General features: G+C 68.2%; 9 protein-coding genes and 1 pseudogene. 3 read left to right on the forward strand and 7 right to left on the reverse strand.

The window, feature by feature from the left end; all coding sequences use genetic code 11:
- Positions 1 to 14: 14 nt before the first annotated feature.
- The 4 genes from ACZ5NH_RS43110 to ACZ5NH_RS43125 form a co-directional block, all read right to left on the reverse strand.
- Positions 15 to 935, reverse strand: a complete 921-nt coding sequence (locus ACZ5NH_RS43110) for an NADP-dependent oxidoreductase (protein WP_468783648.1) — start codon at positions 933 to 935, stop codon at positions 15 to 17.
- 181 nt (positions 936 to 1,116) lie between these two features.
- Positions 1,117 to 2,007 (reverse strand): RNA polymerase sigma factor SigJ, encoded by an 891-nt coding sequence (sigJ, locus tag ACZ5NH_RS43115; RefSeq protein WP_468783650.1) that lies wholly within the window; start codon positions 2,005 to 2,007, stop codon positions 1,117 to 1,119.
- A gap of 181 nt (positions 2,008 to 2,188) precedes the next feature.
- The gene (locus ACZ5NH_RS43120) at positions 2,189 to 3,460 is read right to left on the reverse strand and encodes an MFS transporter (protein ID WP_468783652.1); all 1,272 of its coding nucleotides are present in this window, start codon (positions 3,458 to 3,460) and stop codon (positions 2,189 to 2,191) included.
- A 25-nt stretch (positions 3,461 to 3,485) separates the two neighbouring features.
- A complete protein-coding gene (locus ACZ5NH_RS43125) occupies positions 3,486 to 4,124 on the reverse strand; it encodes an HD domain-containing protein (protein WP_468783666.1) in 639 nt (212 codons plus the stop codon).
- Positions 4,125 to 4,287: 163 nt separating this feature from the next.
- Here ACZ5NH_RS43125 and ACZ5NH_RS43130 point away from each other — a divergent pair, with 163 nt between their 5' ends.
- Both ACZ5NH_RS43130 and ACZ5NH_RS43135 read left to right on the forward strand, forming a co-directional pair.
- Positions 4,288 to 5,235 carry a GlxA family transcriptional regulator gene (locus tag ACZ5NH_RS43130; RefSeq protein WP_468783668.1) on the forward strand — a complete coding sequence of 316 codons (948 nt, stop codon included), beginning with the start codon at positions 4,288 to 4,290 and terminating at the stop codon, positions 5,233 to 5,235.
- A 182-nt stretch (positions 5,236 to 5,417) separates the two neighbouring features.
- Entirely contained in the window at positions 5,418 to 6,563 is a 1,146-nt protein-coding gene (locus tag ACZ5NH_RS43135; RefSeq protein WP_468783654.1) for a PP2C family protein-serine/threonine phosphatase, read from the forward strand.
- Positions 6,564 to 6,781: 218 nt separating this feature from the next.
- Here the strand turns inward: ACZ5NH_RS43135 and ACZ5NH_RS43140 are convergent, their stop codons facing one another.
- From ACZ5NH_RS43140 to ACZ5NH_RS43150, 3 genes and pseudogenes are all read right to left on the reverse strand, one after another.
- Positions 6,782 to 7,636 carry a helix-turn-helix domain-containing protein gene (locus tag ACZ5NH_RS43140; RefSeq protein ID WP_468783656.1) on the reverse strand — a complete coding sequence of 285 codons (855 nt, stop codon included), beginning with the start codon at positions 7,634 to 7,636 and terminating at the stop codon, positions 6,782 to 6,784.
- Between the two features lie 13 nt (positions 7,637 to 7,649).
- Positions 7,650 to 8,399 (reverse strand): DUF6879 family protein, encoded by a 750-nt coding sequence (locus ACZ5NH_RS43145; protein ID WP_468783658.1) that lies wholly within the window; start codon positions 8,397 to 8,399, stop codon positions 7,650 to 7,652.
- Between the two features lie 201 nt (positions 8,400 to 8,600).
- Positions 8,601 to 8,938: pseudogene (locus ACZ5NH_RS43150) on the reverse strand (transposase); the annotation flags it as partial.
- A 238-nt stretch (positions 8,939 to 9,176) separates the two neighbouring features.
- On the opposite strand from ACZ5NH_RS43150, the gene ACZ5NH_RS43155 reads away from it, so the two are divergent.
- The gene (locus tag ACZ5NH_RS43155; RefSeq protein WP_468783660.1) at positions 9,177 to 9,683 is read left to right on the forward strand and encodes a hypothetical protein; all 507 of its coding nucleotides are present in this window, start codon (positions 9,177 to 9,179) and stop codon (positions 9,681 to 9,683) included.
- The last annotated feature ends 147 nt before the right edge of the window (positions 9,684 to 9,830 follow it).

Here is a 9,830-nt window from a genome sequence, read left to right on the forward strand (position 1 = left end):
ATGGGTCTCCTGGGTCAGTCTTCCGTGACGCGGATGATCGTCTTGCCCGGGGTGCGCTTGCCGGGGGCGAACGCGTCGGCTGCCTCGACGAGGGGCCGCACAGCACCGACGACCGGCTTGAGCCGGCCGTCCCTCAGCCGTGTGGCGAGGTCGGCGAGCCGGGCGCGGTCGGGTTCGACGACGAAGAAGACCGCCCGCCCGTCCTTGGGCTGGACCTTGGGCGGCATGACGATGGAGACGAGCGTGCCACCGGCCCGGACGAGGGCGGCCGAGCGGTCGAGGATGTCGCCGCCGATCACGTCGAACACGACGTCGGCCTCGCCGGCGTCCTCCAGCTTCTCGGCCTGCAGGTCGATGAAGGTGTCGACGCCGAGTGCGAGTGCCCTGTCCTTGCCTGAGGCGCGGCCGGTGCCGATGACGCGGGCGCCGGCCTCGCGGGCGAGCTGTACCGCGATCGAGCCGACGCCGCCCGCGGCACCGTGGATCAGGACGGTCTGGCCTGTGGTGAGGCGGCCGTGGTCGAACAGGCCCTGCCAGGCGGTCAGCCCGGAGATGGGCAGTGCGGCGGCCACGGTGTGGTCGATGTCCGCCGGCAGCGGGGCGAGGTTGCGGGCCTCCACCGCGGTGTACTCGGCGAGGGCGCCGTCGCGGGTCCAGTCGGCCAGGCCGAACACCCGCTGTCCGACGCTCAGGCCGGTGGTGCCGTACCCCAGCTCCTCGACGACACCGGACAGCTCGTGCCCGGGCACGCTCGGCGTCCGGTCGCGGCCGGCGCGATCGGTCCACGTGGCGGGCCAGTCCAGCTCGCCCGGGGTGAAGCCGGCGGCGTGCACCCGCACGATGACGTCGTTCTCGGCCGCGTGAGGGTAGGGCATGTCCGTCAGGGACATCCCGGCAAGACCAGCGTCACGGTCTCGCACAGTGATGGCTTGCATACAGATCCTTACTGGGAGGGGCGACCCGAGCGCACAGCGCACTCGCGCGCAGGGCTCATAGCGGCTGCAGGTGGATGTATGCCGTTCTGCATGATCGATCTCACCTGCTCGCGCGTATTCCTTCGTCGCCCGTTGTGCGTTCTCAGCAGGGAGACGAGATAGCCCCTCCGGGTGTGACAGCTCAGACGCGCACGAGTTTGTCGGGGTTCATGACCCTGCGGTACGCGGTGATCTGACCATCTGTGATCTGCACCGTGTCGACGGAGTAGACCCGTCCTTCCCGGTGGAACACGAGAGCCAGCTCGCCGCCGACCTCCGCGAAGTCGATGCGGTCCGGGTGCCACTGACGCCCCGTACGCACCATGACCTCGGCGACGCGCCGGCCGCCGTGAATGAGCTTGCGTGCCGCCAAGATCTTGCCGCCGCCGTCGGTGACGTAGACCGCGTCCGGGTGCAGGAGCCTGACCAGGCCGGCCAGATCCCCGGCCTCGTAGGCGGCGCGGAAGACCTTGAGGACCCGTTCGCGCTCCGCCTTCGACGCCTGCGGCGTGGACTCCTTCGCCTTGGCCACCCGCCGTCGCGCCCGCGAGGCGAGCTGCCGCGCGCCCGGCACGGAGACGTCCAGCACCTCGGCGATCCGGCCGAACTCAAGACCGAAGACATCGTGGAGGACGAAGGCCACCCGCTCTGGCGGGCTCAGCTCTTCCATGATCAGGAGCATCGCCGAACTGACGGACTCATCGACGAGTACCGGCTGCGACGCGTCCGGTCCTGTCAGCAGCGGCTCCGGCAGCCACGGCCCGACATAGCTCTCCCGGCGGAAGCGGGCGCTCTTGAGGATGTCGTACGACCGTCGCGCGGCCACCGTCACCAGCCAGGCCCGCAGATCATCGATGTCCTGCAGATCCGCTCCGGCCGCTCGCAGCCACACGTCCTGGGTGACATCCTCGGCATCGGCCACAGTCCCCAGCAGCCGGTAGGCCACTCCGAAGACCGCGGGCCGGTGCCTCTCCCATTCGGCTCCGAGCAGCTCCTCCTGCTCAGACCGTCCGGGCCCGTGCCCGTCACCCATACGGATCGCAACCTCCTCCAGCCTGCGGAGCCAGCGTAGTTAGCCGAGCTCAGGACGTCCGCTCTGACACGGCGGTCGTAAGTCGTGATCAAGCTGCTCCGGGGCTGCTGCGGGCGTACGGCGGTGTTTCACGGTGGGGCCACTCTCCCTGGGGCAACCCCACCCGGAACCGACTCGACGCTCAGCAGCGGGTCAGTTCGCTGTGAGGCTCGCATTTCCCGGCCGTCCGCATCGGGTCTCCCATCGGCCGGTGAGCACGCGATCGTCCGGCGTGCAGGGCCGCACCCAAGGACAGCACCCCGACGAAGCCGACGTACAGATAGCCCGTGGTCTCCAGCCCCCATGAGGGCGCCGCGAGCCCGGCCGCGAGGGCCGGAAGACTCAACGCCGCATAGCTGATCACGTAGACGGCCGAGAAGACCTCCGACCGCGACTTCCCGGTGGTGACCGCGCTGATGGCGCGGAGGTTGCCGTTGAACGTCAGGCCGACGCCCAGCCCCGCTACGACCGATCCGCCCACGTATACGACCAGCGACGCGTCAGCGATGGCCACCGCCAATGCGGACGCACCCAGAGTCAGGAGAACCGCCCCCAGCAAGGTGGCGAGCCGTGCCGTATGCCGAACGGACCACACCCCGCCCACGCTGTTGGCCAGGAAAAGCGCCGCGATGCTGAGCCCGCCCGCAGCACCGGAGCGCACATGCAGGACATTGCTCACCAGGGACGGAGTGAGCGCGAGGAACAGACCCGTGACGGACCACCCCGCGACCAGGGCGGGAATGGAGGCGAAGAACTCCGGCCGGACGTCCCGGGGAACCCGGACGCTCGGTCGCAGCGACGCCAGGCCCATCGCGCGCGGGTCTAGTGTCTCAGGGATCGTGAGGACGGCCGCGGCCAGAACGACGAAGGTCAGGGTCAGGACGGGAAAGACATACGCATCGGGACGTGAAGTCGACTGAACCAGCAACCCCACGACTCCGGCACCGGTGGCCATGCCGATACTCGTGCCCACCGCTGTCGTCGTCGGCCCCAGCTGCGGACGTCGATCGGGTGAGAGGTCGACCAGTCCGGCGGCAAGAGCGCCCGTGGCCGTCCCTGTGGCGATGCCCTGCACGACCCGGGCGATCAGGAGGGAGACGACGCCGTCGGCCGTCCAGAAGACCGCCGTGCTGGTCGCCGCCACCAGAAGGGCGGCGACCAGCACCGGACGGCGACCCAGCTGGTCGCTCAGCGATCCGACCGTCAGCAGGGCGCCGAGCAGACCCACGACATACACCGCGAAGATCACTGTCAGCATCGTGACCGTCAGGCCCCAACGCTCCCGGTACAGCGGGTAGATCGGTGACGGTGCGCTTGCCGTGGCCATCATCACCACATTGGCGCAGGCCAGCACGGCGAAAGCCGGACCTCGTCCGAGACGACGCCCGTCGCGGGAGCGACTCGCACGTTTCATCACGTGGCCTCTTCTGGCATCCTGATCAGCTCGGCCAGGGAGCGCCCAGCATGCGCTCGACCGTGGTGGTGCGACGGAAGCCGGGAACGAAGTGCTCCAGCACATCCGAATTCACGGTTCCGTTCGTGGTCTCGGGGCGGTGCTTGAGTCCGTCGACGTAGGCCTGCAGGAACTCGTTCTTGAAGTCGCCCCGCGGATGGGCGGCGATGATTTCGTCCACCTGGCTGCGATCCAGCTCGTCCAGACCGAAGCCGAGCACGTCCGTCAGAACCCCGAAGTACGTGATGGCGATCTCCGGGCCCATCCGGCCGGGGATTCCCGGGGTCGTGTGCAGCGCGATCGCCGTCCACACCACGTCGGCGGCCGTGGCCGGGAAGCCGTGGTCGAGCATGAACTTGCGTGCGTGGTCGGCTCCATCGACCTCGAAGCGCTGCTCCACGTCGGAAAACGGCGTCAAAAGGCCGGTGTCGTGAAACACGGCGGACAAGTAGAGAAGCTCCGGGTCGGGGTCCACGCCAAGCTTGTGAGCATGCAGCGCACCGAAGACGAAAACGCGCCGGGAGTGGTGGTAGATGAGTGGGCTGGTCATCTCCTGCATGAGGCGGGTGGCCTCGGCGACCGCCGCCGTTTCAGGAATCTCCACCCCCGCGATGATCTCGCACATGACCTCTGCTCCTTCCGATATCGGTGTGTTACGAATGGACGGTGCGTCCGTCTTCCACACTGCCCACCACCCGGCGTCCGGCGCTCCCTCGGTCCGGCCATGAGTCACCCGAATCCGGACAGGCGGGCAGCGGGGTTGTGGGCTCCGCCACGCATCGGGTGCGATCCTCGTCTACGACGGGGTCAAACTCCTGGACGTCGTCGGCCCCGCGGAGGTATTCGGGGAAGCGAACCGGCTCGGTGCCGACTACAAGATCGTTCTGATGTCACCGACCGGTGCCGATGTCACCTCGTCCATCGGGATCCGGATCTCGGTCGACGCCGCCGCCACAGAGCCTGCTCCCGACACGTTCCTGGTGGCCGGCGCAGACCTCTACCCGCGCACACCGGTCTCCCGTGATCTGATCGAGGCCACGCGAACGCTGGCGGGCCGGGCGGACCGGGTCGCGTCCATCTGCACCGGAGCATTCATCCTCGGCGCCGCCGGCCTCCTGGACGGAAAACGCGCGACCACGCACTGGAAGGTCGCGCACGAGCTCGCCGCCCGCTGCCGGGCCAGCCGCGTCGAACCCGACGCGATCTACGTCCGTGACGGCACCACCTACACCTCGGCAGGCGTGACCGCCGGAATCGACCTGGCACTGGCACTCGTCGAGGAGGATCACGGCCCTGATCTGACCCGCGACGTCGCCCGCGCCCTGGTGGTCTATTTGCAGCGTTCGGGCGGCCAGTCGCAGTTCTCCGCCCCACTGCAAGGACCGCCGCCCCGGTCTCCGGCCCTCCGCAGAATCACCGACTTGATCACGGCGAATCCCGGGGGAAACCACTCACTCGGCGAACTCGCCAAGCACCTCAATGTGAGCCCTCGGCATCTCACGCGGCTCTTCCACGACGAGCTGTCCACGACGCCGGCCCGGTACGTGGAGATGATCCGGTTCGACATGGCGAAAGCTCTCCTCGACCAGGGGCATACCGCAACGCTGACAGCATCCCTTGCCGGATTCCCGAATTATGAGAGCATGCGGAGAGTTTTCGCGCGGGAATTGTCGCTCAGCCCCGCCGCCTATCAGCGACGCTTCAGCACAGCGCGCCGAGCCGACGAGGGGCAGTAGACGAAGCTGTCAGGTCGGCCTGGGGGCGGGCGGGGGACGCCGGCAGGCTGTTCGACGTCCGGCATAGAGCGCACCTCCGATCTGTTCCCGAAGGTGAGAGATGTGCCGGTCGGCCTCCTTCCCCGCGAGGGCGTCTCTCGCGCACCGCGGCCACTCACCAGGTCGGCATGATGGGAGCAGGAATGAGCGTTGCGACCACCACGACATCCGTGACCAGGGTCCTCAAGGTCTGGAGGCGGGCGGCGCTGCACCCGCTCTTCCTGGTCGTCCCCCTGGCCCTGATCGTCTCCATCCCGGCGGCCGACGCGTTCCTGCCTCCGGACATCCACCTCGCCCATCTCCTGGTCGTCGCCACGGCGGTGACCGCCATGGGCGCGGGCCCGCGCGCCACGGCCCTGATCGGTGGCCTCGCGATACTCGCGCTGATCGCCGCGGGGGCGGAGCGGCGGACCCTGGGCACCGAGAGTGTGCTGGTCGAACTCGCTTCGCTCACCGTGCTCTCCGGCCTGCTGTTCGCCTTCACCCACCTGCGGGACCGGCACCAACGGGAACTGAGCAGAGCGCGCACGGTTTCCGACACCGCACAGCGGGTCGTCATGCGACCGCTCCCCCTGCGGACCGGGCCGGTGTCCCTCGCCGCGGAGTACCACAGCGCCGAGCCCGACACCCACATAGGCGGCGACCTCTACGCCGCGGCCCGTACCTCCGACTCCACCCGACTGATCATGGGCGACGTCCGGGGCAAGGGCCTCGCCTCGATCAGCGACACGGCGATCGTGCTGGGTGCCTTCCGCGCCGCGACCCATCGGCGGATCCCGCTGACGGAGCTGGTCGCCTACCTCGAGGACGCCGTCCGCTGGGGCCTCGCGGAGTTCTCGGAATGCGAGCCCGACGCCGCCGAACGTTTCGTGACCGCCGTGGTGCTCGACATCCCGGACGACGAGCCGGTGGTGCACATGATCAGCTGCGGCCATCCGCCGCCCCTGCTGCTGCGCCGGGTGACCGGGACCGTCACCGCGCTCCAGGTGAGCGAACCCGCCCCGCCGCTCGGCCTCGGCGCCATGTCCGACGACACGTATACGGCGGCGACCTTCCCCTTCCACGAGGGGGACAGGATCCTGCTCTACACCGACGGCGTCACCGAGGCCCGCGACGGCGCGGGCACCTTCTACCCGCTCGCCGAACGCCTCGCGAGGTGGGTCGACCACGCCCCCGGGCCGCTCCTGAAGCAGATCACCGCCGACCTGCGGGCCTATGCGGGCGGTCTACTCGACGACGACATGGCCATGGTGATCGCCCAGCGCGGCCAGGCACCGGCGGCCGCCTGAGCGGAGTCGAGAAACGGTCTCGCCCTCATAAAGGGTGCGATCTATGATCTCGCGGGCCTTCGAAGCGTTCCGGGGACCCCTCGGACGCGACGGTCTTGAGTGGAGGCTGTGAATGCTATCCACCTGCGGTCCGTTGACAAGCCGTTCTGTCGAACCTCGATCACCGGCTGTGTAGGTCCAGGGGGAAGGCAACCCGGGACAATGGCGGGCCGTTGCGCTCAGCGGGAGCTGAGCGCTCTCGACGCCGCGTTGATCACGTTTTGAGCGTCGGCTCCGTACACCGCGGACTCCTGCAAGGTCTTCCAGGCCTTGAGGTAGGTCGCCACGGTGGCCTCGTCGTCCATCCACAGCTCAGCGTGCCAGGTTTCGGTTACCACCTGGCGGTCGTCGTAGACCCAGAAGCCTGCGCCGGGCGGTAGCTTCAGGGAGGCGCCGAACGGGACGATGCCCAGCTCGACGGTCTTCAGGCCGATGACGCCGGACAGGTAGGAGAGCTGGGCGGCCAGGTCGGCCGGCGGGCAGACCAGGTGCCGCAGAACCGACTCGGACAGGATGATGTGGTACTTGCGCCCCGGCTCGTACAAGAGCCGCTGTCGCTCCATGCGGGCGGCGACCGCGTCTTCGAGGTCGTTGAGGCGCGAGCCGTGAAGCTGTGCGAAGTGCCGCAGGACGGCGCGGGCGTAGCCGGGGGTCTGGAGGATGCCGACGACCCAGGAAGACTCCCATGCACGCAGCACCTTGGCCTTGGCCTGAGCGTGGTTGTGGACCGCCTGTACCGGGCGGTGCCCTGCGGCCAGCTGACGCCGCCAGGAGCGTATCTGGGACTCGAACCCACGCAGTCTGGAAAGAAGTTCCTCGTACGCCTCGGGCTGGCCGACTGCGGCTGTGAACTGACGCAGATCCTCAGGAGTGGCCGTCTGCTTGCCCAGCTCCAGCTTGGAGACCTTGGAAGCGGGCCAGCCCAGGCGTTCGGCAAGCTGTGCTCCGGTGAGCCGACCGTCAGGCGCGGTGAGCCGTAGCTCGCGCAGTCGCCGTCCCAGGCTCTCTCGCGCCTGCTGATAATCGGTGCTCAATGGTTGTGCCTGCCTAGTCCTCTGTCGCCACCAGGGCCGCGAACTGCTCATACGGGACCGCATAGTGCCATGCGGCGTCCCAAGCCTGGAGGTAGCGGTTGACGGCCGCGGGCTCGGTGATCAGTTCGGCGCCGGTCAGATCGTCGTTCTCGTCAAAGAGGAGCCGGGCCACCAGCCGTGAGTCGAAGACCCAGAAGTCCTCCTGAGGCAGGTGGAGGCGCTCAGCATCCTCGCGCCACAGGTTGTGGATCTTTTCGCCGAGCGCGGCGTTCTTTTCCGCGTAGGCAAGCAGGTAGCGCTGCCCCTTGGTTGCGGGGCGATCGACGATGCGAACGCGCTCGACGCGTGCGCCTTGGGCCACCTGGCGGCGAATCGTGTGGCACCAGGGAGTGTCCATGTCCCAAGCCGGAGCCTCGCCGCGGGTGAACTGGGCGTAGGTCTCGGTGCTCTCGTCCGAGGCGTACCGGCGTCGCATCTCGATCCGGCGCGCGGTGTGCTTGAAGTTCTCGAACAGCTTGCCGAAGTCGGTCGGGTCGATGGTCCTCGGTGTCTCGTCGCGCGGGCCGAAGTCGACCAGCGTGTTGCGCGGCACGACCACGGCCACCTCTCGCTCCGCATCGAAGTACTGAAGCTGCCTCAGGTCGTCCGGGTCGGTAATGGGGCGGCCTTGCACGATGACTTCACCGCTGTCGAGATCCTCGTGCACTGCGGGGCAGCCTCCCTCGCCGCTGCCGGTCCCGTTGAAGCGTAGCTGTCGGGCCATGGTGCTTCCCTTCGTTGGGGGTCGATCCACTCAGCATCGCTAGGCGCGACCGCCCAGGACTACACCGCATTGCCAGCTTTGCGAGAAAGTTCTAGACAGGCAAGGGAGGTTGCGAGAAAGAATGAGAAATCTGTCTCGCGTCAGGTAAGTCCCCCTTCCTACCGTCCTGTTCATGGCCACGAAGAAGAAGTTGGACGAGTCCAGGTGCATGCCGGCGGCGTCGTGGTGAGCGCGCGCGGTGGTGGAGTCGATGCTGACCAGGGACAGATCCACCTCACCCCGCTTCGCCGCTTCCGCGATCAGGCCCTCCAGCAGGGCCGCGAAGACACCGGCGTCACGCCACTGCCGGAAGCAGTTGTGGACGGTCGGCCAGGCACCGAACTCCTGCCGCATCTCCCGCCACTGTCGACCGGCCCTGAACCGCGAGATCACACCCTCGAGCTGCTGCCGCAGCCGCTGGGGAGAGGGCCGTACTGACCGATCGGCAGGTACGGCCCGATGAACTTCCGTTCCTCGTCGGTCAGTTGCGCTCGCGTCATGCAAGAAGATCTACCGGTTCAGGCCCGCCGCGAGGGCGATTTGCGCAGATCGTGCACGACCCGATAGGCACCCATGCTGCGGACGCCTCAGGCCCCGCGCGCTGCACGCACCCTTTCCTTGGCCCCGCCGCGGTGTCCTCCATGATCGGGTCCGTCGATATTCCGGCCCGCGAACGCTGGTGCGATGCCACGATGAAGGCGCCGCGCCCGCGGCTGCGACCATCCAGAGGGGGCCGTCATGTTCCACAGCTCCGCCCACCCGGGCCGGCCCGACGATCGCATCTGGCTGGAGACACTGCGGGCGTTCAGCCGCCCGGTGGCCGTCCTCGTACGGCCCCAGCCCGGATGGCGCCGCCTGGTGAGCCAGGGGTCTGTCGACGGCTTCCTCCAGCGGCTCGACCTCGGGTATTACGAGGAGCACACCATGCTGGTGCAGGTCACCACCCAGCGGCGCCTGCCTGAGCACGTCCGCGTGTTCTCAACGCTGGAGCCCGATGTGCTCCTGGGTGAGTTCCTCTTCAACTCTTCGCCTGACGGACCGATCTGGCTGCCCAACGTACTCACCACCAAAACAGGCCGGCTCGTCGTCGACGGAACGGAGGTCGATGCGCAGGCAGTCACGTGCGGCGACTACACCGCCACCCTCGCCGCGATCGGAGATGAGACCGTTGCGGTCGTCAGCACCGCCGCCCTCCACGATCAGGCTGTCCACCTGACCTTCGACACCACTGCCGTCCCCGCCTGACGAGGAGCACCGGCCGTGTGGGTATCCCGCACGGCCGCGTCACGCAAGAAGATCTACCTTTGATCTTGGCCAGTGCTCCGGCGTTTACGCCGGGGGTGAAGGCCATCTCGGAACTGCTCTGACTCGCACCAGGGGCACGGGTCCGCA

It is taken from the genome of Streptomyces sp. NPDC031426, from assembly GCF_055581585.1.